At 40.6% G+C, this 22,368-nt stretch carries 19 protein-coding genes; 12 read left to right on the top strand and 7 right to left on the bottom strand.

Translation table 11 applies throughout. The features are described from left to right. Nucleotides 1–2 precede the first annotated feature (2 nt). From bamA to ABIM45_01285, 5 genes are read right to left on the bottom strand one after another with little or no spacing between them, the layout of a single operon-like run. The gene (gene bamA, locus ABIM45_01265) at nucleotides 3–2,219 is read right to left on the bottom strand and encodes an outer membrane protein assembly factor BamA (protein MEO0238543.1); all 2,217 of its coding nucleotides are present in this window, start codon (nucleotides 2,217–2,219) and stop codon (nucleotides 3–5) included. A gap of 3 nt (nucleotides 2,220–2,222) precedes the next feature. Next, a complete protein-coding gene (locus ABIM45_01270) occupies nucleotides 2,223–4,679 on the bottom strand; it encodes an ATP-dependent Clp protease ATP-binding subunit (protein ID MEO0238544.1) in 2,457 nt (818 codons plus the stop codon). A gap of 5 nt (nucleotides 4,680–4,684) precedes the next feature. After that, nucleotides 4,685–5,395, bottom strand: a complete 711-nt coding sequence (locus ABIM45_01275; GenBank protein MEO0238545.1) for a tetratricopeptide repeat protein — start codon at nucleotides 5,393–5,395, stop codon at nucleotides 4,685–4,687. A gap of 59 nt (nucleotides 5,396–5,454) precedes the next feature. Further along, the gene (locus ABIM45_01280) at nucleotides 5,455–6,750 is read right to left on the bottom strand and encodes a thymidine phosphorylase (protein ID MEO0238546.1); all 1,296 of its coding nucleotides are present in this window, start codon (nucleotides 6,748–6,750) and stop codon (nucleotides 5,455–5,457) included. Then, nucleotides 6,743–7,975, bottom strand: coding sequence for a hypothetical protein (locus ABIM45_01285; protein ID MEO0238547.1), 1,233 nt, complete (start codon nucleotides 7,973–7,975; stop codon nucleotides 6,743–6,745). Before ABIM45_01285 ends, ABIM45_01280 begins: the two co-directional genes overlap by 8 nt. 197 nt (nucleotides 7,976–8,172) lie before the next feature. Between ABIM45_01285 and ABIM45_01290 the strand changes: the two genes are divergently transcribed. Then, nucleotides 8,173–8,874: a flavodoxin family protein gene (locus tag ABIM45_01290; protein ID MEO0238548.1), complete on the top strand. Its 702-nt coding sequence runs from the start codon at nucleotides 8,173–8,175 to the stop codon at nucleotides 8,872–8,874. Between the two features lie 151 nt (nucleotides 8,875–9,025). Next, entirely contained in the window at nucleotides 9,026–9,196 is a 171-nt protein-coding gene (locus ABIM45_01295; protein MEO0238549.1) for a hypothetical protein, read from the top strand. A gap of 182 nt (nucleotides 9,197–9,378) precedes the next feature. Here the strand turns inward: ABIM45_01295 and ABIM45_01300 are convergent, their stop codons facing one another. Further along, on the bottom strand, nucleotides 9,379–9,870 hold the full coding sequence (locus ABIM45_01300) for a hypothetical protein (protein MEO0238550.1): 492 nt from the start codon (nucleotides 9,868–9,870) through the stop codon (nucleotides 9,379–9,381). 1 nt (nucleotide 9,871) lies between these two features. After that, nucleotides 9,872–11,311 carry a T9SS type A sorting domain-containing protein gene (locus tag ABIM45_01305; GenBank protein ID MEO0238551.1) on the bottom strand — a complete coding sequence of 480 codons (1,440 nt, stop codon included), beginning with the start codon at nucleotides 11,309–11,311 and terminating at the stop codon, nucleotides 9,872–9,874. Between the two features lie 113 nt (nucleotides 11,312–11,424). Here ABIM45_01305 and sfsA point away from each other — a divergent pair, with 113 nt between their 5' ends. The 10 genes from sfsA (at nucleotide 11,425) to ABIM45_01355 (ending at nucleotide 22,367) form a co-directional block, all read left to right on the top strand. Further along, complete coding sequence (sfsA, locus tag ABIM45_01310; protein ID MEO0238552.1) at nucleotides 11,425–12,084, top strand: DNA/RNA nuclease SfsA; 660 nt, start codon at nucleotides 11,425–11,427, stop codon at nucleotides 12,082–12,084. An 11-nt stretch (nucleotides 12,085–12,095) separates the two neighbouring features. Then, complete coding sequence (locus tag ABIM45_01315) at nucleotides 12,096–12,554, top strand: 4Fe-4S dicluster domain-containing protein (GenBank protein MEO0238553.1); 459 nt, start codon at nucleotides 12,096–12,098, stop codon at nucleotides 12,552–12,554. After that, nucleotides 12,551–14,350 carry an aldehyde ferredoxin oxidoreductase family protein gene (locus ABIM45_01320; protein ID MEO0238554.1) on the top strand — a complete coding sequence of 600 codons (1,800 nt, stop codon included), beginning with the start codon at nucleotides 12,551–12,553 and terminating at the stop codon, nucleotides 14,348–14,350. Before ABIM45_01315 ends, ABIM45_01320 begins: the two co-directional genes overlap by 4 nt. After that, a complete protein-coding gene (locus ABIM45_01325; protein ID MEO0238555.1) occupies nucleotides 14,343–15,425 on the top strand; it encodes an FAD/NAD(P)-binding oxidoreductase in 1,083 nt (360 codons plus the stop codon). Before ABIM45_01320 ends, ABIM45_01325 begins: the two co-directional genes overlap by 8 nt. Before the next feature lie 78 nt (nucleotides 15,426–15,503). Next, nucleotides 15,504–17,591, top strand: coding sequence for a DUF5916 domain-containing protein (locus ABIM45_01330; GenBank protein MEO0238556.1), 2,088 nt, complete (start codon nucleotides 15,504–15,506; stop codon nucleotides 17,589–17,591). Nucleotides 17,592–17,650: 59 nt separating this feature from the next. Continuing rightward, on the top strand, nucleotides 17,651–19,090 hold the full coding sequence (locus tag ABIM45_01335) for a sodium:solute symporter family protein (GenBank protein MEO0238557.1): 1,440 nt from the start codon (nucleotides 17,651–17,653) through the stop codon (nucleotides 19,088–19,090). After that, a complete protein-coding gene (locus ABIM45_01340) occupies nucleotides 19,087–20,271 on the top strand; it encodes a CoA transferase (protein MEO0238558.1) in 1,185 nt (394 codons plus the stop codon). The genes ABIM45_01335 and ABIM45_01340 overlap by 4 nt, the downstream gene beginning before the upstream one ends. Then, entirely contained in the window at nucleotides 20,268–20,516 is a 249-nt protein-coding gene (locus tag ABIM45_01345) for a 4Fe-4S dicluster domain-containing protein (GenBank protein MEO0238559.1), read from the top strand. Before ABIM45_01340 ends, ABIM45_01345 begins: the two co-directional genes overlap by 4 nt. Next, nucleotides 20,485–21,627 (top strand): 2-oxoacid:acceptor oxidoreductase subunit alpha, encoded by a 1,143-nt coding sequence (locus tag ABIM45_01350; GenBank protein ID MEO0238560.1) that lies wholly within the window; start codon nucleotides 20,485–20,487, stop codon nucleotides 21,625–21,627. The genes ABIM45_01345 and ABIM45_01350 overlap by 32 nt, the downstream gene beginning before the upstream one ends. Continuing rightward, nucleotides 21,624–22,367: a thiamine pyrophosphate-dependent enzyme gene (locus ABIM45_01355; GenBank protein MEO0238561.1), complete on the top strand. Its 744-nt coding sequence runs from the start codon at nucleotides 21,624–21,626 to the stop codon at nucleotides 22,365–22,367. Before ABIM45_01350 ends, ABIM45_01355 begins: the two co-directional genes overlap by 4 nt. Nucleotide 22,368 lies beyond the last annotated feature (1 nt).

The following is a 22,368-nucleotide window of genomic DNA, read 5'->3' on the forward strand; positions in this document are numbered from 1 at the left end:
ACTTAAAAAGAGGTTCCCACCTGTATGTGGGGCATCCACTTCTTTGAATCTATTCCATAAGCAAAGTCAAACCCAATAACACCCATGAGTGGTATTTCCATCCTTAATCCTACACCTACACCTTTTTTGACGATAAATGGCCTTATTGTGTTCACATTCTTGAAGGCATTACCTGCGTCAAAAAATGCAAGGAGGTACATGTTGTCATTTATCCTGTACCGTTGTTCAAAGGTAAAAATGAAGTAAAGCCTTCCACCTATGTTCACACCGTTTTCGATAGGACCAACACTGTTTGCTTCATATCCCCTCAGGCCGTAGGTGCCAACATCACCGAGGAAGAATCTCTCATAGAAAGGCACTGAATCGGGGTTTGAGATTCCGCGGATGTAACCTGTTTTTAATGAGGCTGCTGAGATGAAGGATTTAGTCACGGGAAAGAGTTTTGAAAATTCGAATTCCTGTTTTATAAAGTGAATATCACCTTGGAGGGGCCCACCGGATAGTTCCCCACGGTATGAGAAGATGTTGCCTCTGGTTGCATTGAAAACCCTATCCCGGTTGTCAAAAGACAGGTTATAGTTTATTGCTGAGGACCATTGCCAGCCTTTATGGGCCCAGTAGGAATAGTAGGGATGGCTAAGGAGGACGCTGTCAATATTATATACGTTGGTTTTTTCGAGGGTATACTGAGTAAAAATTCTCCAGTAATCATTTTTAGAGAGTCTTTTACCGTAGCTTATGTTGCCCCCGTTTTTGGCTACAGTATATTGGGGGTAATAGGTTGTAAGGGAGTAGAGGCTGAAACCAGCCTGCTGTTTTTTTCCGAAGAGCCAGGGTTCAGTAAAACTAATCTGAAAATTCCTCTTTTTAAATCCGTATTCGATTAGAAAGTTAACAATTTCTCCCTTTCCTCTGAAATTGGGTTGTTGTATTTGAAAGTAGAAGGAAAGGCCATCGAGCTGAGAGTATGTAGCGCCAAGGCCTACGTTACCTGTATATTTTTCTGACACTTTAAAGACCAAATCGACAAGATTGGAATCCTTTGTGGGAGTGAAGTTGACTTCGACATTCTCAAAGAAATTCATGTAATAAAGATCCCGCTGGCTTTTAATCAGCTTCTCTCTCGAGAAGTACTCGCCGGGGAATAAGTCCAGCTCCCTTCTTATAACTTCATCGTGAGTTTTTGTATTTCCCACAATGTCGATCTTTCTTATTTTGATTCTCGGCCCCTCAAAAATGTAAAACTTTAAGTCGATACTCGAGTCTCTCACGGCTTCCTGAAATGGGGTAATGTTGACATATAGGAAACCTGAGTCCCCGTATATTGATGTGAGTTCTTCAACGGTTTTATCTATACCTTTTTGGGAATAAATAGCTCCCTCTTTAATCTTGATCCTCTTCTGAAGCTCTTCCGTTGGGAAAAATTTGTTACCTTCTATGGAAACCTTACCGAAAAAGTATTTTTTACCTTCCGTAAGGTAAAGGTGAACAAAGAGATCTTTACCTTTAACTTCATTTTTGAAGGAATCGACTTTGGCTTCAGGAAAGCCGTTATTGAGGTAGAACGTTTTGATTCTCTTGAGATCTTCGTTAAATTTCTCCTCGTCAAATTTCCCAGTGAAGATAACGAATTTCTTCTCCTTCGTTTTCATTACCCTTTTAAGCTTACTGGAGGAGAAATGGTCGTTACCGTGGAATATAATTTCCTTGATTCTTGCCTTTTGCCCTTCCTTTACATTTACAGACACCTTCACTCTTCCATTTTCATCAGGCTCTGAAAGATTGAAACTTACTTCCGTCCCGTAATATCCTTTGTTTTTGTACTCTTCGAGCAGGAAGTTCTTTATTTTGAAGAGGGTAGCATTGCTTACTGGTATATTTTCTTTTATTCCCAGGGTGTCTTTTACTTTGGATGGCTTCAGTGCCTTTAGGCCCTCAAAGGTAATTTCCTTTAGTTTTGGGTTTTCTTTGATTTTTACAAGAACATCTGCTTTTTGATTTTCAGCAGTTGCTTTTACATAGATGTCGTTGAAATACTCAGTAAGATATGCCTTTTTGAGGACAGACCTTATGGAAGCAGGTGAAATGCTTTGTCCTTTTTTGATACCTATGGCATTGAGAATAGTTTGTTGGTCCCACCAATTGATGTTTTCTACCTTTACATCTTTAACTAATAGAGTTTGCCCTACGAAAAGCAAAACAAGGATTTTGGGGAACAAAGGTTAGCCTCCCTTTTTTACTGGCTCGGGCTGAATTACTTCAAAATCGAGTTGTTCTCCTTTTCTTAAAACTTTTACAAAGGTTCCTTCACTTAGGTGCTTACCAAGGATAAGTTCTGATAGCGGTTCCTCAACATACTTTCTTATTGTTCTTCTCAAAGGTCTTGCACCGAATTCAGGTTCGTAACCTTTTTCAATGAGGAACTCTTTTGCATCAGGTGAAAGTTCAATTTTTATGTTGAGCTCTTTAATTCTTGCCTCAAGATCCTCAAGCTGAAGGTCAACGATCTTCAATAGGTCTTCCCTTGTGAGAGGTTTGAATATGATGATTTCATCTAGACGGTTATAGAGTTCTGGAGGGATTGCATTTTTTAACTCTTGAAGCAGGAACTCCTTTGTCTCTTCAAAGGTCTTATTGAAATCTTCCGTCTTGAAACCAAGCATTTTGTTTTTACTGAGACTTTTAGTTCCAATGTTGGATGTTAAAATGATTATAGAGTTCCTGAAACTTACCCTCCGTCCAAAGCTGTCTGTGAGGACTCCCTCTTCCATTATTTGTAAGAGGATGTGGAAGACTTCCGGGTCTGCTTTTTCAAATTCATCGAAAAGTATAACTGAATAGGGTTTTCTTCTCACTTTTTCAGTTAATTGGCCACCTTCTTCATACCCTACGTACCCTGGTGGTGCGCCGATCAACTTGCTAACATTGAACTTTTCCATGTATTCCGACATGTTGATCTCAATAACTGCATCCCTATCGTTGAATAGAAATTCGGCAAGAACCTTTGCGGTCTCTGTTTTTCCAACACCTGTAGGCCCAAGGAAGATAAAGGAACCAATTGGCCTTCTTGGATCCTTAATGCCTGCACGGGACCTTCTTATTGCCTTCGCAAGAGCAGAGATCGCCTCGTCCTGTCCGATAATCCTTTTCCGCATTTCTTCTTCCATTTTCAGCAACTTTTCCATCTCGCTTTCGGCAAGCCTTGTAACTGGTATTCCAGTCCAGAGGGAAATAATTTCAGCAATATGATCTTTGGTTACGAGCAGTGGTTCACCCCTGCTTCTTAATTTTCTTTTTCTCTCTGCGATTTGTTCCTTTAATCGGTCTTCCCTTTCTTTAAGGAGAGAGGCTGTTTCAAAATCCTGCTTTTCTTTTGCAAGTTCCTTTGCTCTTTTGACATTTTCTAAATCTTTTTTGAGTTCTTCAAGTACTTCATCGTTTTCCTGAGTTTTGAGCTTTACCTTAGCCCCTGCTTCGTCCAGTACGTCTATCGCTTTATCAGGAAGATAGCGATCGGTAATGTATCTATCTGATAGCTTCGCAGCCGCTTCTATTGCATCGTCTGTATATTTAACGCCGTGAAAGCTTTCGTATTTTTCTTTAAGACCATAAAGTATTTCAATGGTTTCTTCTACCGTTGGAGGATCGACGAATACAGGCTGGAATCTTCTTTCAAGGGCACCGTCTTTTTCTATGTATTTCCTATAGTCTTCAAGGGTAGTGGCCCCAATTATTTGAATTTGTCCCCTTGCAAGTGGAGGTTTTAAGATGTTTGATGCGTCAAGAGAACCTTCTGCTGCGCCGGCGCCGACCACGGTGTGAAGCTCATCAATGAAAAGTATTACATCTGGGGCTTCTTTAGCTTCGTCGACGATGGCTTTAAGCCTCTCCTCGAATTGGCCTCTGTATTTAGTACCTGCAACGATTGCGGTTAAATCTAACTGCAAGATTCTTTTGTCCAGGAGAGAGTCGGGAACCTGATCCTGTGCAATTCTTTGGGCAATTCCTTCAACAATGGCGGTTTTTCCAACCCCTGGTTCGCCGATCAAAACTGGATTATTCTTTTTCCTCCTTGCCAGAATTTGAAGAACCCTTTCAATCTCTCGTTCTCTTCCGATTACAGGGTCAAGCTTACCTTCCTTAGCCAATTTTGTTAAATCTGTTGAGAAGGTTTCAAGGTTTTTCAACTTACCGCTTTTTAGTCCTGTTCTTTCACCCTCTCTCGAACCCCTTAAGATTTTGTCGAGTATAACTTCGTAAGTGATATTGAAATCAATAACCAATATCCTGTAGGTAACGTCTTCTTCGATTCTTAGAATCCCCAGTAAGAGGTGCTCCGTTCCAATATATTGCTTGTGTAGCTTAAGCGCTTCGTCCTTTGCAAGTTCAAAGGCTTTGATACATTTTGCACTAAATTTTATTTCTTTTGCACTGATTGGGTGCTCTAAGAGAAGTCTTGGAGGTCTTAATCTATCGAGGGCTCGTTTGAAGCGCTCATAAGAAACACCTTCTTCTTCTAAAAAAGCATAGGCACTGCCATCCTGGATACTTAAAATCCCAAGGATTAAGTGTTCAAGATTAACGGTGGAACTAATGCCCTCTTTTGAAGCCTCTTCTTTGGCTCTTTCAACAACTTTCTTGAGGCTTGCGGTAAAATCATTATAATAGGGTAGATTCATAAAATTCAATTCACCTCCCCGAGCATCCCCTTAAGAAATTGTAGCTCTTCATTAACAGCTTGGGTCAGGGAGGATTTGGGGAATTTTTTGTTAAAGGCTTCAAGGGTTTCTTTCGATTTTTTAATGTCGCCTTTTAGATAATAGATCCTTGCCAGTTTGTAATAATAGTATGCTTTTAAAGGCTCCGTTGGGGCGCTTTTTTCAGCTTTTTGAATGTAATTTAAGGCTTTGCCAAAATTTTTCATATCTACATATATATCTGACAGATTTGCGTAAGTAAAAGTTCGAAGCAATTTATCCTCAATGGAGGAACCTAAAAATTTTCGGTAATATCCAAGAGCCTTTTGGTTGTCTCCCATCTTTTGGTAGTAAAGACCACTGTAATAGTATGCTCTCTGTCCCGCGGTTGTGGTTCTATATTTTGTAGTAAGTTCTTGGAGGAGTTGAGGCGCTTTTGTGGTATCTTGTTGGGTAATAGACACTATTGCCTGTAAGAGCACGAAATCAGCCTCAGTTGATATTCTCGGTTTAGTTGCATTTTTGTATAAAATAACGGCAATTACGACTGTAACAACGCCTCCAAGTCCATAAAGGCCATACCAGAAGTACTTAAATTTCGAAATTTTCTTGAAGAAAGCAATTATTGAAAGTATAGCATCTCTAACTGGGTCGTGCCTCAACTCCTCTTTGTGTACTTTTTTTATCTGTTTTGCCATTTTTAAAAACCTCCCAATTGTACTAAATTATAGTGGCATTTATTGGAAAAATCAAGGATTTATTCCACGCCTTCAAAGACCAAAGGTTCTTTCGCTGGTTTCTCGCTCTTTACAATGTAACAATTTTTTAAAAGTTGCAAAGCTTGATTAAATTTGTTTACATCGTTGTATTTAATTTCCATAACTGTCTCACCCGATTTAACTTCGTCACCAACTTTTTTGTGAAGGATTATACCAACCTTGTGATCGATTTCGTCGTCCTTTGTGCTTCTCCCTGCTCCAAGTATTGAGACCGCTACACCTACCTCGTAAGTATTGTAAGAATAAAGATATCCATCAGAATTTGCCTTTAACTCAAAGGAATAATTTGTCCTTGTGAATTCTTCAGAGTACATGTAATCAAGATCACCGCCTTGGTATTTTACAAGCTCCTCCCACTTTTTAAGTGCTTTTCCTGATTTCACTGCCTCATCTACTTTCTTGAGCGCCTCTTCTCTTGAGATTTCTTTTCCTGCAATAATTAACATCTCAGCTGCCAAGGTGTAAGTGAGTTCCCTTACATCTTCTGGACCTTTTCCCTTAAGAATCTCGATAGTTTCTTCAACCTCCAATGCGTTTCCTATTTTATAGCCAAGAGGCTGGTTCATATTGGTGATAAAGGCTTTTACCTTTTTACCCATTCCTTTACCGATTTCTACCATAGTTTGGGCTAATTTTTTAGCGTCCTCGTATTTTGCCATAAAGGCGCCGTTACCTGTTTTTACATCTAAGACAAGGCCGTCAATACCTTCGGCCAGTTTTTTAGACATTATGCTTGCAGAAATAAGTGGAATACTTTCTACGGTAGCGGTCACATCCCTGAGCGCGTAAAGTTTTTTGTCGGCAGGGCAGAGGTTTTCGGTCTGGCCTGCCATTACAACACCTATGTCAAGGAGTTGCTTTTTAAATTTCTCAGGCGAAATTGCGGTTGTCAGACCTTTGATTGATTCGAGTTTGTCAAGGGTACCGCCGGTGTGTCCCAGGGCCCTTCCTGAAATCATCGGAACGAAGATTCCAAGAGAAGCAACTATGGGAGCAAGGGGGAGAGAAATTTTGTCTCCGACACCACCCGTTGAATGTTTGTCTACTTTGGGACCTGGAATATCTGTAAGATCGAGAACTTCCCCTGATTTCATCATATATTCCGTGAGTGCGACGGTCTCATCAGAAGTCATGCCTCTAAAGTAAATAGCCATAAGGAGTGCAGAGGCTTGATAATCCGGAATTTCCCCTTTGGTATAGTTTTCCACAAAAAAGGCAATTTCTTCCCTTGATAAAATACCGCCATCCCTCTTTTTCTTTATTATGTCAACCATTCTCATCCTTCTGCCTCCTGGTTCTTCCAAAAGTATAAATTAAAGCAGTGTAGATAAAAAGCAAAATGAGAAAAAGAGAGCTGGATTGCGAGGGCAAAACTGTAAAATGGATTTTGGCTTTGTATTGTTTTTTATCCTTATAATTGAGCTTGCTGTGCAAAACAAAGGTGGTATCGTAAATAACTTTTTCCATAACCTTTGCTGTTACTTTGATTGTATCAACTTCCTTTTCAGGCAGGATTTTAAGGTAGCCCTGAATGAGACTTGAAGTTGGCATTTTCTTGCCATTTCTCGAAGCTTCAACCAAAAGATATTCGGGTAGATGGGGTGGTTCACATAACAAATAGTTATCTTGGTTTAAACTGATTATTTTAAATTTTGGGTAAGAGATGTTCTCGATAATTACGTTTAAGATAGAGTCCGTAATTTCAGGGCTTTTCAAGGAGAGCTCAAAAAGGTTTTCGAGGTTAAAGCAAAAGTTTCCATCGGCTCCGAGGAAGAAAAGAGGAATTTTGTTGGGCTCTATCCATATAATGGTGTCTTTGACCTCTCTCTGTACTGGTGAAAGGAAGATGTTTTCTGCCCTTAATTTGAACCTGTCGGAGACTATAAAGGCGTTGTTTAGTTTTACAGTATTTTCGGAACGATCAATAAGGCATACCGGAAACTTTACCCTTCTGTAAAGGATTTGCTTTTCTGTGTTATCAATAATTAAGGCATTGAAGCTGGTGAAATCTGGATTTTTCTCCTTGACTAAGCTGTTTTCCTTTAGGGTTATCCAGTCGTTATTGACTGTTACAAAAGGCTGAGTTATCAAGTCTCCTCTTTTAGTTCCATGAGAATTTATTACTTTGAAGAGCGGGTTAAATTGTGGGGTAAATACTGCAATTCTTGTTTTTTCCTGAAGTTTATAAATCTGGATGGCTTTTGAACTATGTTCTTTACCTTTGTAGATAGATAAATTGAACTCGTTGATGCCTGAACTTAATGGAAGTTCAAGGGAGGATGCATTGTAAACCGTTTGGGAGTAATCCTTTCCTTCGACCTTTAGTGAGTCAAAGTTGCCTGATAACCTTATCTTTGCGCGGTAAAATGCAGTTACCGGTTCGAAGTCGATATTGATCTCTCCCTTTGTTAGAGGCATTTTTTTGATTATTATGCTGGGAAAGGGCAGATTCAAAAGAAGGTAAATGTAAAGCAGGATTAAGATTAAGCGTTCTATCACTTAATAATTTTAGAATGGTTCTTGCGTTTTAGGAAGTCAGGATTTTGAAAAGGTGAATTAAAAAGGCCCGATAGCCCGACAACTTTTAGCATTTTTTGGCTCGCTTTTACGCTAAATGCGTCTCAATCCCTTGAAAATTCGAAAGAAATTCTTTATATCTATTATACTCAATGACTTAGCAAGGTTAGGGAGGTATTATGAGGGTTTTAGGAATTCTAGGATCACCGCATAAAACGGGTGGTTCTGCCCAGCTTTTGATTGCAGCCCTGAAAGGCGCCTCAAGACTGGGTGCCGAAACAGAGCTTGTAAGTGTGTATGATGGTGAGATAAAACCCTGTGTAGGGTGTATAAAAGACGAGGAACCCTACTGTAAGTTCCCCTGTATTTTTGATGATTATGGAAAAGTAATCTTGCAGAAGATCTACGAGGCAGATGGAATCATTTTCTCAACACCAATTTACTGGTTCGCTCCCTCTGGTCAAATGAAGAACCTCATTGACCGGATGACTTCCATGGAAAATATGGTAGCATATGGACAGCCCAGTTATCTTGAGGGGAAAGTGGCAGCTGCCATAGCAGTTGGCGCGGATGATGGTGGTTCCTGGGCTACGGGTTATCTTGTCGCCACTCTAACTTCAATGGGGTGCATCATTCCACCCTGGGGATTAGCATATTCCCACAGAAGAGAGAAGGCCATCTTTGACGACAAGGCTTTGATGGACGCAATCAATATAGGCCTTCTTACCGCTAAGACCATAGCGCGGCTGAATGGCGAAAGAGTTGATCTCCTTTTTGTAGATGACAAGAAGATGCTTCAGGAAATAAGAAAAGAGATTATTGAGGAACTCGGCATTCCGGTGGAAGAGGGACAGAGTTATCTTTTAACGGAGAAAAAGTAGATAAGGTTCCCATCAGAAGGTCTACTCAGACATTTTGAACATTGTGGAAGTTTCTGAAAGGAAAGTTTGTTTTTTTTCTCTTGCTCACCTATTTGCCCTTTACAATTTGAACATTAACCAGAAGGTGAAACATAGAGGTATTAGCGAAAATATGGGAAAAGATAAAAAAAGTAAGGCGGTGTTGGTTGCAGTTTTAATATTGCTGGCCATCGGCTATTTTATACGAGAAAGGTTTCCAGATGCGGCAGGTTTCATGTGTCAAGTAGCAGGATCATTATTAGGATTGTGGATATTTTTTAAATTGATAGACCTTTACCCTTAAGAGAGAGCAATAGCTTAAGATTTTTCAAAAATTTGGGAAAACGCTAAGGCATAGGTGGTATAGTATCTCGTTAATAGGACCAATTCTTGTATTTGAGTTTGTTATTAGATTAATATGATTTTTAACCCGCAGGCTTGTCCTCCCGGTAACTGAGGGAGTTTTAAGAATTGATTGCAGGGCTCTTAGCTCCTTTTAAAATACATTCTCCATTCTTTTCTAAACTTCGCAATTCTCTTTTCCGGCGGGATGTACTTCAATCCAAGATGCGAAAAGATTTCTTTTTCTTTGTTTGTAATCAGTTTTCCCGTTTCTCTATCATAGAGACCATACTGGCTTAAAAGATAACCCTTATTTTTGGCGATCGATCTCATCCATACGTTAAATTCTCCAGAACCAGTTAGATAGAGGGCAAAACTTTCCCAGCTCTCTTTGTATTCATCGGGAATACAGTAGAATTCTATTCGAGAGTAAAAGTCGAAATCTTTAAGCAGATTTTTTGCCCTTTTGCAGTCCTTTTCATGAAGAAGCAAGTCCAAATCACCTATTGTCTCTTCTTTTCTTATGAAAGAACCATAGATTTCGTGGGTGATGCCATATTTACTAAGAATTTCTTTAATTTTTTCAACTATCTTCCGTGCCTCTTCGTACGATATCCTTTCTTTAACCTTTGCCATCTCATGGGTTGAGTATCTTAATTACCTTGTTTACTCCACTTCCAGACGAGGCCTTGACGAAGTAAATGCCTTTCTTTAAAAGGCTTAATGGTGTAGGGACATTAGATTTTGCTTTTGTCTTCAGCACCAATTTGCCCATTACATTGTAGGCTTCAACGCTGTAATCTTCTTGCTTGCTCGAGTTTATGGTGAGAAGGCCTTCCTTTATGTCCCATTTCATTTTGAATCCTGCAATATTTTCTGGCACTCCTTGACTTTTATTAACATCCATCCACAAAATGGTGCTATCTAAGACAGGTAGATAAGGCGGGGTCGAAAGATAGTGCCAGAAATCTTGGTGCCAAACGGCGCACATGGAACTTTTTGATGGTGAGTATTTCATTAGAGGCCTGTAAAAATTCCTGAGGGCGCTATGGTAAGTTGAGACGAGTGGAAAGTCGGCAAAATTGGCGGTGTCAGAAATTTGCATTTCTTCGGAAATTAACGGTTCTGTATTTCCCGCTGGAAATTTAAATATTCTATGGAATATTTTGCCGTTTATTACGTAAAGGTGTGGGAAGTAAGAAGTATCCTGGATTGTAAATCCTTCGACATAAAAATGGGATAATCCAATGCCTCTTACAGGTCCTTGCCAGGAGCTGCCACTGGTCGCGCTATACTCGTAGAGAAAGGAATCAGGGTAATCTATGCGATTTGCGAAATCTATAACATAGTTAGAAGTAGCTGCAAAGGAGGGAAGCTGGGCATCTACTAAGGAGAAGGGATAGTGCTCGCTGTAGGGGCCATTGTTTGTGTAAGTAACTATGTGAGGGTAAAAAGTGTTTGGATCGCTTTGTGGCACATATAAGAAGTAAAAGTGATAAAGGGAAATTCCAGGGAATGAATTAAATCCTATGTCCATTGGGTAAGTTGGAGTAAAGGATACCATATACCACCTTTGATGTGAACCGGCAGTCATGTTTACTTTATCTATTTTTACAGAATCGTCACCGTTTGAACCAGGATAAGAGAATACCAAAAAGCCATATGTAGTGTCATTTTCCCGATATATGTCTGTTTTAACCGATCTTATCACATGGAATGGACCTTCAATTTGTTCACTCCTTCCCTGGTGGATATTTTGAACAGATAAAACGATGAGATTTATATAGCCTGAATCCCCCGAGACCACTAAGTAGATTGAGTCCTGGTAAGTAAATATATCGAGTCCGGTGATATGTCCAGGCACCCCCGTGCAAAATTGAGCATCGGCCCAGTCGGTATTAACATATTTTAACACGTAGATTGATGAGATATCAGATTGGTTGTAAATTCCTAAGGCAAGAAAGGAAGTTGAATCATCATACATGCAAAGGTTGTATGCCTCGAGATAGTCGCCATTTTCGGCACGAGTGACAGTGATTGCCTGATTTAACGAGAACAACATTAACAATAGCAACATTTTAACCTCCTTGTATTGGGAAATTTTAATTCTATTTGAAGTCGCAGTCAATAGTTTTTGGTCAATGTCTGTGTTTTAACGGTTATCCTTGTTTTTTCGTTTAAAATTTTTGCATGTTCTTTCAGGATTTAATTCCAGTTAGAGTCATTAAAAGGGAGAAAAGATTCAGGCTTTATGTCGAAGTTAACGGAAATCTGGAATTGGCGTACTTGCCAAATTCCGGTAGGCTTGGAGAACTTATTTACCCGGGAGCAGAGGTTTATGTTGCTTCTAAGGGCAATGCTAACAGAAAAACGAAGTACGAGGCAGTTCTTGCAAAGTATGGTAACATTTTCGTTTCTATAAATGCCCACCTTGCCAACGATCTGTTCTTGGAAAATATCGAAAAAATGCCCTTTACTGCAAAAGAGATCAAGCGTGAGTTTACTTTTCTTGATTCACGTTTCGACTTTCTTATCAATAATGAAATTCTAATTGAAGTTAAATCTTGCACTTTGGTCAAAAATTCGGTAGGTTTATTCCCCGATGCACCGACAATAAGGGGTGCCAAGCATTTGAAGACCCTTCTGCAATGGCCTGGTAAAAAGGGGCTTGTTTTTGTGATTCAGCGAGAAGATGCAAAGTATATGTCAGCTAACTTTGAAATGGATGAAGACTTTGGCAGGAATTATCTCGATGTTCTTAAAAAGGCGGACTATATATTGGCCTTTACTACGAAGGTCTCCCCTGAAGGCATCTTCTTCAAAGAGTTTGTTCCGATTTTAGGAGTGTAAAATATATCATTATGAGAGTGCTAAATGTAAATTATGAAAAGTGTACAGGATGCAGGCTTTGTGAAATGGCCTGCAGTTTAGGCCATTTCACACTCTTCAGCTACTGGTTCTCCAGGATTAGAGTCTTAAAGGGCAAGACTTTTTTCCACTTCTACCCTCAATTTTGCACCCAGTGTGGCGATGCCTATTGTGTAAGGGCCTGTCCAACAGGCGCTTTAGAGAAAAAATTCAATCTCGTTCATTACGACAGGAATAAATGTATCCTGTGTCGACAGTGCACCTTTGCCTGTCCCTGGGGGCTTATTTATCCAGACCCTGAAATGCAATTTATTATAAAGTGTGATTTATGCGGAGGCGATCCCGAATGTGTAAAGGTTTGTTTGCAGGATGCCATTACCTTTGTCGATGTTGAAGAAGGTGCCGATATAAAGCAATTTTCAAATGTAAATAAGATGGAAGGTGGAAGATGAGTTTCAGAATTTTGAGGGTGAATTTATCTAATAGAACTTTCTATGTTGAGGAGTTGAGTGAAGAGGTCTTTAAGAAGTTTCTCCTTGGTAGGGGAATAGGTGATTACATTCTTTACAAGGAAGTGAATCCTGCTATAGATCCATATTCGTCTGAGAACAAACTGGTTTTTGCTACGGGTCCCTTCTCTGGTACAACGGTTCCTGGAGCAGCAAGACTTTCAGCGGTAACCAAGAGTCCATTGACAGGCACTATAACCAGTACCAATGCGGGCGGACACTTTGGGATGGAGATGGCTTTAGATGATTACCATGTAATCATAATTGAGGGAGCCTCTGATTCTCCTGTTTACCTTTTTGTTAAAGGTGATGAAGTGATATTTGGAGATGCTTCTAAATTGTGGGGAAAGACCACATCGGAGTCGGATACCTTACTGAAAAAACTTACCCATCCTAAGAGTAAGACCCTTGTTATCGGTCCCGCAGGGGAGAACTTGTCTCCTATTGCTGGAATATTCGTGGATGGTCACAGAGCCCTTGGAAGAGGCGGTGCCGGTGGGGTGATGGGCAGTAAAAAGCTAAAGGGTATTGCGATTCTTGGTAAGTCGAAAATTGGATTTAAAGGAAACCCGCAGAAATATAAGGATTTAATTAATAAACTTTACGGTTACTTAAGACAATCAGAGGGTCTTATACGTTTTAAAGCCTTTGGAACCACAGGGAATGTGAGGACAATAAACCTTGCGGGATCTTTTCCTACAAGGAATTTCAGGAATTCTTACCTCGAAGGTTACGAAAATATAAATGGAACTGAAGTAAACAGGCTATATTTGGTGAAAGCAGGTGCCTGTGCCCAATGTCCTGTAAGTTGCAATAGGATAACCAAGGTTGAATATGATGGTAAAGTGTATTTGGTAAGTGGACCGGAATATGAGACCCTATGGTCTTTCGGAGGTGCTACAGGCGTAACGGATTTAAAGTATGTAATTTTGGCCCACCACCTTGCCAACGAGTACGGTTTCGATGGTATTTCCCTTGGTTCAACGATTGCCTGTATAATGGATCTTTACGAGGATGGTCATGTAAAAGATTTGCCTTTCGAGGCTAAGTTCGGAGATGGTGAAGCAATGGTGAAACTCATAGAGCTTGCAGGTAAGAATGAGGGCATAGGCGCGTTAATAAAAGAGGGTTCATTAAAATTAGCGTCCCATTTTGGACATCCGGAGTATTCGATGAGTGTAAAGGGGCAGGAGATTCCCGCTTACGATCCAAGAGGCATCAAGGGAATGGGTATCGGGTATGCTACTTCGACCCGTGGCGCCTGCCATTTGAGAGGGTTCAACACCTCACAAGAGGTTTACAATGCCCCCGACCCAGAGTATAGATTGAAATATACCGACGAAAAGGTAGATTTCCTCATACATAATCAAAATATGAGAGCATTACAAGATTCTCTTGGTGTTTGTGCCTTTGTAGGAGGATATTACGAACTGGAGGACTATAGTACTTTAATTGAATCTCTCTGGGGTATATCGATAGGTCCAGAGGATCTCTACAGGGCAGGGGAAAGGGTGTGGAACATTGAGAATCTTTATAACAGGAAAGCCGGCATTTCAAGAGTACACGATACTTTGCCTGAAAGGATCTTTAGCCTCCCTGTAAAAAGTGGACCTTCTTCTGGTGAAGCCTATGATAAGTCAGAGTTTGAGAGGCTACTCAACCTCTACTACGAGAAGAGGGGTTGGAACCAAGAGGGGTGGCCTGAGTTCAATAAGTTAAGGGAACTTGGGATTGAATGATTTTGTATTAATTGGCTCTGGCCCTGCGTCCATTAATTGCGCATTGACTTTAAGGAAATTAAAGCCCGAATCTAAAATTAAAGTAATTACAGAGGCCCCTTTTATCTTTGCAAAAATGGCGGCACCTTCTGCTTTGAGAAAAGAGATAGAGCCTTCTAATTTGATTAAAACTCCACTTGAGGGAATTGAATTTGAGTTTAATCAGAGAATCGAAGGTGTTGACGTTGAAAGAGGGGTGGTTTTTTCTTCAAGTAAGGAATGGAAATATGGCAAACTGTTTATCGGGACAGGTTCCCGCCACCGGACTGTCTCTTTTGAGAACGCTTTTTATCCTGGTGACTTCAATTCAATGCTGAGATTAAGAGAATTGATCTTAAGTGGGAAGGTTAAAACTGCAGTTATATATGGCTTTGGAATGGTGACCTTGGAACTTTTGGATATTCTTTTTTCCTATGGCATAGAAACTACAGTTGTTTCATCTTCATGGTATCCATTAAGTACCTTGGTTTACAATGAATTGGGGAGCAAGCTGTCAAGCTATTTTGAAAGATTTGCCAAACTTATTTTTGAAAATGATATAAAATCTTACGATGAGAACTACGTTTATATGAAGGATGGAAGCCACATTCCTTGCGATGCCTTGATTGTGGCAAAGGGTACTGTTGCAAGTCCTATTATTTCGGATCTTGAAATAAATGAATTTATGGAAACCCAGTATGAAGGAATCTTTTCAGGTGGTGACGCGGTGAAGGTTAAAGATAGCTTTACGGGGGAGTTTAAATACATACACCTGAACTCAGTTGCGTGGAAAACAGGTCATTACGCTGGTCTGAATATGGCAGGTTTAAAAGTCCCATTCCCTGGCGATATCTTTTTCTCGCTAACAAAGACTAAAAATTTCAGTGTTGCAGTATTAGGCGAGCTCAAAAGTTTTGAGAATGTTGAGATAATGGAGCAGGGTGATTCGCTTCTTTGTAGAACCTATAGAAAGGGAAAGGCAATAGGACTTTTCGCTCTAAATTGGGAAGTTGATTTTTCGAATTTTTCACAATTTTGGGTTAATACATTCATATAAATTGACGGCTCTTATCATTTCCAATTGTTCGCATTGTGTACCTTATAATTGTTAGCAACACGAACAAAGGGAGGACTTATGCTTATTTTAGCTGCTATTCTTGCGTCTATTACTTTCAAAGTTCCCGTAGTTAAGGATGATATTAAACTGGATGGCTTTCTTGAACCTTTGTGGGATTCTGCTCTGGTGTTTAGCAAATTCAGTGTTTTTGAACCATCGGATAGAGAAATACCATCTTTTAGAACGACTCTCTATGTTTTACAATCAGATAACTCCCTTTACTTCGCCTTTAAGTGTGAGCAAGATCAGATCAGAAGTTTAGTGGGACTTAGGGACAAAGGAGAGGGTGACTACGTTGGGATATATCTTGATACCTTTGGAAAAGGTAGCAGCGTCTATTTCTTCGGTGTTAATACGGCAGGTGTTCAGACAGATCGTATTATTACCGGTGGAGGTAAGGTTGAAGATGACAGCTGGGACGGTGTATGGTTATCTGCAACACGGGTTTCCGATGGTTCATATGTTGTTGAAATGAAGATTCCTTTTAAGACTCTACAGTATGATATTAAAAACCCCGTTTTCCGAATGGAAGCGACAAGATTTATCTCTAAGAACAATGAGAGGCTCTATATTGGTAAGTATAAGAGGGAGTGGGGTTTGAATCCCTTAGATTTTCCAATAGAACTTAAACTACAATTGCCGGAAAGTTCCTTTGGATTTGAACTTATGCCTGTCTTATTAGTTCAAAAGGACAGCACAGATATTAAAATCAAGGCGGGTTTAGACTCCAAATGGTGCCCTTCCAATAAATTTACACTTAATTTGACTCTGTATCCTGATTTTTCACAGGTAGAGGCTGATCCTTTTACGTTAAATTTGGGTAAGTACGAAGAGTACATGGAGGAGAAAAGGCCATTTTTTGTTGAAGGTAGTGAAGTATTTAGATTTAGATCAAATCCCTACTCTTTTGGGTTTGGGCCTTCTATAAATCCGTTCTATTCCAGGAGAATTGGGAAGGCTTTATCCTCTGAGGTAGTTGTACCACTGATTTTCGGGTTAAAGGGCTTTTACAAATCTCGTGGTTTTGAAGGAGGATTGCTTACCGCTCTAACAGGTGATGCCTTTTATGTTTACGATTACGGTGATACATTAAGGGAAGAAAAAGCACTTTACAATGTAATATCTTTCGGGAAGCAATTTTCTGGAAACTCAAATTTAGGATTTATTTATTCTGGTAAAGCAACGCAGAGTAATATTGCGGAAAACCATGCTATTGGTGTGAATTTTCACTATTTTGTCCAAAGTACAGAATTGACCGGAACTTTTTCTAGTTCACTCTATGAGAATCACATAGGAAATGCCTTTGCCTTCCATGTTGCTATGCTCGAGGAAACTCATCATTTTATGTTCTCTTTTATGAATATAGATTCCCTGTACAATGTTTCGGAAATAGGCTTCACACCATGGGTGGGGTTACGGAGGATTTCGATACTTGGAGGGCCCGATTTTGAAATTAATGGGGAGAAGTTGCAGAATGCCACTTTTTCGGTCGGATACAACAATAAAGCAGAAGCTTTCGAGGGCATGAAAAGTCAGAATTTTGTATTTTTCCATTCTAATTTGAACTATAAAAATGGAGCAGGAATTGAATTCCACTTCTCGGCAGGCCGCGAATATATAAACAATTACGTGAACAACTATGAGATTGATGTTGATGGCTGGTCTTCGCCCAATGGAAGGCTTGAATTGAATGGAGGTATTGGATTTGAAGAAGGCTATAACTATTATCGTGACTACGTAGGCTTGATGGTTTCTCACAGAGCAAGGTTGAGGATACACGGGGATTCGAGATATGATTTGGAGTTAAATTTAAGAGGGTGGCTGGAATTTGATCCATCGTCAAAATTGGAGGAATACACCCTTTCGATCCTTCCAAGATTTCAATACGCAGTGAATAAAGATTTGCTTATCAATATTTACGGTCAATACGCTAAACTCATTCTGTCGAAGGAGACAGAAAGCAAAAATGTTAACCTTTTAGTATCTTATAATTTCAGGCCTAAGAGCTGGATCTACCTCGTGATCTCGAAGGATTTTGCCTCAGATAGTCCACATGGGAAACCTCTTCAAGGTGTCCTTAAAATAAGGTATTTGTTCTACTTTTAGCATGCTCGTTTGATAGTATAAATCTGCTGAAATATAATTTACCACAAAAGGAGAAGCACATGCACTTGTCAATACAATTTATAATTGTGTTCCTTTATTTTGTGGTCGTGCTCATTGTCGGTCTTCTCGCCCAGAAGCTTGCCAAGTCAGGTACTGACTATCTGATTGCCGGAAGAAACCTCGGATTGTGGCTCTGTACCGCTGTGGTTGTCGGGGAATGGCTTGGTGGGATGAGTACTATTGGTGTATCCGAAAGGGCATACGTAAGTGGGATTTCCTCTGCCTGGTACAACATTTCCACTTCAATTGGAATGGCGCTGTTTGGCTTTCTTTTGGCGAAGCATTATAGGAGAAACAACGTATATACCGTATCGGAGATGATTGAGAAGCTCTACAACAAAAATGTAAGAACGGTTTCAGCAATCGCTTTTCTTTTTGCTTATATAATTCTCGGGTATGCCCAGGTTCAAACTGTTGGTTCTGTTCTTGCATCAAGCCTTAATATGAAGTTCACCGATGGTGTAATATTAGGGGGGCTTTTGGTAACTATTTACGTGACTGCAGGTGGCTATTGGTCTATTACATTAACGAACGTCATTCACACATTGTTCTTATATTTTTCAATCATTTCGACCTTTATCATTGGGCTTATTAAGATAGGTGGATATTCAGGTTTATTTAAGGCACTTGCAGAAGTGGGTAAAAACCCCGCAATTTACAAGAGTCCCTTTGGAGTGGGTACAAATCAGGTACTGGGATGGATAATTGGCGGTATGTTTGGTGCCTTTGCTGCTCAGGCTTCAATCCAGCCAGTCTTCGCCGCAAAGGATGAAAGGACTGCAAAGAACGCTTCCCTTTTAAGCGCATTATTAATCTTTCCCACTGGAATCCTTACCGCAACCCTTGGAATGATTGCGGCGACAGGTAAATTTGTTAATGTATCAAATCCAAAGCAGGCACTTCCGAGCCTTTTAATGTCAACAAATTTTGTTCCTGCCTGGTTTGGTGGGATTGCTCTTGCAGGTATTCTTGCAGCTATCCTTTCTACCGTCGCACCGGTGATGTTTGCAATTTCTACAATTCTTGTAAAGGACATATACCACAACCTTATTCACAAGGAAGCTGATGAACAAAGGCTTTTAAAGGTTTCTCGGTGGTTTACCTTTATTGTGGGGTTACTCCTTATTCCCCTTGCGGTTTATCTTCAAGGTTATGTCCTTGATACTGGTTATATCTCTTATGCCATTAGGGGCGCCGCTGCCATCATAGTCCTTGCTGGCGTCTACTGGGTTGTTAAAGGCAAAAGAATTCCTACTTCAAATGCTGCCAATGTTGCAATGATTCTTGGAACCGTTGTTGCCGTTGCCTTTCCTATCATTAAGTATTATAAACCCACTTTCAATTTTGACAAGAACCTCTGGGCACTTGGAATAGCGCTATTATCAATTCTTTTTGTGACTTTCATTGAAAGGGTTATATTAAAGAAGGAGAATCAATGAAACCACTTGAAGGCGTTAAGGTCCTTGATCTCTCGAGGGTTCTTGCAGGTCCCACTGTTGGGATGATCCTCGGGGATCTTGGCGCCGATGTGATAAAGGTAGAAAGGCCCGGAGTCGGTGATGAAACCCGGGGCTGGGGGCCACCTTTCGCAGGCGGTGAAAGTGCCTATTACATGTGTGCAAACAAAAATAAGAGAGGAATGACCCTTGATCTAAAGTCTGAGGCCGGTAGGGAAATTCTTGAGAAGTTAATAAAACGTAGCGATGTTATGATATTAAACTTCTTACCCGATGTGCTTGAAAGTCTCCACTTGACCTATGAAGAAGTTAGAAAAATCAAACCTGACATTATTTGGGCCTCTATAACGGGTTTTGGACTCACTGGTCCGAAGGCTAATAAGCCTGGCTATGATGTTCTGATTCAGGGCATCAGTGGACTAATGAGTATTACTGGTGAACCTGATGGCGAACCGATGAAGGTTGGAGTAGCCATCTGTGATGTACTTACTGCCCTCTACACGGTAATCGCTATCGAAGCTGCCCTAATTAGGCGAAGTCAAACTGGAGAAGGTGCAATGATCGATAATTCCTTGTTGGAATCATCTATTGCAAGCCTTGTAAATGTGGCGAACAACTATTTAATTGGAGGAATTATTCCTAAGAGATACGGTAATGCCCATCCCAACATAGTGCCTTACCAGGTTTTTAAGGCCAGCGATGATTATATAATCATAGGAGTGGGAAATGAGGAACAGTGGAAACGGTTTTGTAAAGTAATCGAAAGGGAAGATTTGGCTACGGATCCAAGGTTCGAAACCAACGCAAAACGGCTTGAAAATAGACATATTTTAATTCCCATTATTGAAGAAATAATCTCAAAGAAGGAAAGCAAGTACTGGCTTGAGAAGCTGGATGAGGCCCATATTCCAGCAGGTCCCATAAATACCGTTGACAAGGCTATTAATGATGAACAGGTTGTTTATAGAAAATTCATTCAGGAAATTGACCATCCAACGGCAGGCAAGATCAGGTTAATGAAAAACCCAATTCACTTCGGGGATATTGAATTGGATATTTATAGACACCCTCCACTTCTTGGAGAGCATACGAAGGAGATCCTCTTGGAGATTGGTTATACCGAGGAGGATTACCTAAGGTTTAGGGAGATGGGGGTTGTATGAATAAACGCTTTGAAATAGAGATTAATCACGACTGGTGTAAGGCTTGCTACATTTGTGTTAAAATTTGTCCTAAGAATGTTTTTGATATCGCGGAAAAGGAGAGTTTTAGGGGATTTAGAGAGGTAGTACCATCCAGAGTAGAGGATTGTATCGGGTGCTTGATGTGTGAAAACTTCTGCCCTGATTTTGCAATTGAGGTGAAGGAGCTAAAAGATGCCGTGGAAGAGGATAAAGTTACCGATTAAACCTGGAAGATTCTTGGTACAAGGTGACGAAGCTGTTGCCGATGGCGCTTTTTGCGCTGGGATGAGATTTTATGCTGGATATCCGATAACCCCTGCCAGTGAGGTAATAACAAGGGTTCAGGAGCGATTCGAAGAATCAGGAGAGGGTGTTTACTTTCAGGGTGAGGATGAAATAGCCTCGATAGCAGCTTGTATTGGTGCTTCTTGGACCGGTGTAAAGGCGATGACGGCAACCAGTGGGCCGGGTTTTGACCTTATGGTGGAGAACTTAGGATATGCGATTTTTACTGAGACTCCCCTTGTTATTGTTGATGTTCAAAGGGCAGGTCCATCAACGGGTCAGGCGGCAAGACCTTCCCAGGGGGACTATCATCAGGTGAGATATGCAACCCATGGCGATTATGAGATTATTGTTCTTACTCCCTGGTCCTGTCAGGAGCTATTTGAGTTTGGAATAAGGGCCTTTAATTTGGCTGAAAGGTACCGAGTCCCAGTCATTATTTTGACGGACGAGGCTGTAGGGCATTTAAGGGAACCCGTTGTTTATCCTGAAGAGATAGATGTGTTTGACCGGGAGCACGATCCAGATGCTCCTCCTTTTAGTTTTGATGAAAGGGATGCAGGTCCAATGCCCCTTATTGGTGATGGAAAGGCGCTTTTGATCACCGGTTCCACCCATACGGAGGCCGGAAAGCGGGTAACACAAGACCCTGAAATTCATAGGAAAATTGTTAAACACCTTATAGGAAAGATTCAACATAACGTTTCTGATATTTTTGAATCACACGAAGAATTCATAGAGGATGCAGAGATCGTAATTGCATCCTATGGCATTTCTGCAAGGAGTGGGTTCGAAGCGGTGAAAAGGCTAAGGGAAAAAGGCCTTAAAGTGGGATTTTTCAGATTTAAAGTCATCTGGCCTCTTTGGGAGAAGTACGTGAGGGAGAGGCTTTCAGGAATAAAGAAGATTTTTGTTCCAGAGATGAATGCAGGCCACTTATCGCGAGAATTAGAAAGACTGGTTAATGGTGAGGTAATCTCAATATCAGAGCTTGGTACTAATATAATAACTCCAGAAACCATTGTTAAAGAAGTGGAGGCCCGTCTATGAAAAATTACATGGATTGGATTAGAACAGACTACTTTCCCACTGCCTTTTGTGCCGGATGCGGGCACGGCATTATTTTAAAGGCCATTGCAAAGGCTTTAACAGAGTTGGAGTTCAAGAGAGAGGAAGTGGTTTTTGTTTCGGGTATTGGTTGTTCCGGATGGATTCCAAGCCCATATATTAAAGCCGATTCTATACATACAACTCATGGTAGAGCACTTGCCTTTGCAACGGGTGTTAAACTTGCACGACCTGATTTAACTGTTATCGTTGTTGGGGGCGATGGGGACATTGCCTCTATCGGTGGAAATCATTTAATTCATGCAGCGCGGAGAAATATAGATATCACATGTATAATGGCTGACAACAACAATTACGGGATGACAGGCGGCCAGTACTCTCCCACTACACCTCAAGGGGCAAAGACCACCACCTCACGAAAAGGTCATGTTGAACCGCCTTTTGATGTGGCCTACATGGTTAAGGCTGCTGGGGCTTCTTATGTCGCAAGGTATACCGTTGCCCATTTTCCACAACTGGTTAACGCCATTAAGAAGGCTATTACAACACCCGGTTTTTCCTTCGTACAGGCGATCAGTTCCTGTCCCACCCACTTTGGCAGAAGGAACATATCCCAGGATCCATATGAGTATCTTGATTACCTCAAAAAAAATTCTGTCAATATAAAAAATGTTAAAGAAACGGACGAAATTCGGAATAAAATCACAATAGGAGAATTCTAAA

It is taken from the genome of candidate division WOR-3 bacterium, from assembly GCA_039803545.1.
Lineage (GTDB): Bacteria > Hydrothermota > Hydrothermia > UBA1063 > UBA1063 > UBA1063.

What these genes read in the sequence shown, in the direction of transcription:
- ABIM45_01270 (MEO0238544.1), bottom strand. Translation starts at nt 4,679, where the DNA reads ATGAATCTACCCTATTATAATGATTTTACCGCAAGCCTCAAGAAAGTT.
- ABIM45_01275 (MEO0238545.1), bottom strand. Translation starts at nt 5,395, where the DNA reads ATGGCAAAACAGATAAAAAAAGTACACAAAGAGGAGTTGAGGCACGAC.
- ABIM45_01280 (MEO0238546.1), bottom strand. Translation starts at nt 6,750, where the DNA reads ATGGTTGACATAATAAAGAAAAAGAGGGATGGCGGTATTTTATCAAGG.
- ABIM45_01290 (MEO0238548.1), top strand. Translation starts at nt 8,173, where the DNA reads ATGAGGGTTTTAGGAATTCTAGGATCACCGCATAAAACGGGTGGTTCT.
- ABIM45_01295 (MEO0238549.1), top strand. Translation starts at nt 9,026, where the DNA reads ATGGGAAAAGATAAAAAAAGTAAGGCGGTGTTGGTTGCAGTTTTAATA.
- ABIM45_01300 (MEO0238550.1), bottom strand. Translation starts at nt 9,870, where the DNA reads ATGGCAAAGGTTAAAGAAAGGATATCGTACGAAGAGGCACGGAAGATA.
- ABIM45_01305 (MEO0238551.1), bottom strand. Translation starts at nt 11,311, where the DNA reads ATGTTGCTATTGTTAATGTTGTTCTCGTTAAATCAGGCAATCACTGTC.
- sfsA (MEO0238552.1), top strand. Translation starts at nt 11,425, where the DNA reads ATGTTCTTTCAGGATTTAATTCCAGTTAGAGTCATTAAAAGGGAGAAA.
- ABIM45_01315 (MEO0238553.1), top strand. Translation starts at nt 12,096, where the DNA reads ATGAGAGTGCTAAATGTAAATTATGAAAAGTGTACAGGATGCAGGCTT.
- ABIM45_01320 (MEO0238554.1), top strand. Translation starts at nt 12,551, where the DNA reads ATGAGTTTCAGAATTTTGAGGGTGAATTTATCTAATAGAACTTTCTAT.
- ABIM45_01330 (MEO0238556.1), top strand. Translation starts at nt 15,504, where the DNA reads ATGCTTATTTTAGCTGCTATTCTTGCGTCTATTACTTTCAAAGTTCCC.
- ABIM45_01335 (MEO0238557.1), top strand. Translation starts at nt 17,651, where the DNA reads ATGCACTTGTCAATACAATTTATAATTGTGTTCCTTTATTTTGTGGTC.
- ABIM45_01340 (MEO0238558.1), top strand. Translation starts at nt 19,087, where the DNA reads ATGAAACCACTTGAAGGCGTTAAGGTCCTTGATCTCTCGAGGGTTCTT.
- ABIM45_01345 (MEO0238559.1), top strand. Translation starts at nt 20,268, where the DNA reads ATGAATAAACGCTTTGAAATAGAGATTAATCACGACTGGTGTAAGGCT.
- ABIM45_01350 (MEO0238560.1), top strand. Translation starts at nt 20,485, where the DNA reads ATGCCGTGGAAGAGGATAAAGTTACCGATTAAACCTGGAAGATTCTTG.
- ABIM45_01355 (MEO0238561.1), top strand. Translation starts at nt 21,624, where the DNA reads ATGAAAAATTACATGGATTGGATTAGAACAGACTACTTTCCCACTGCC.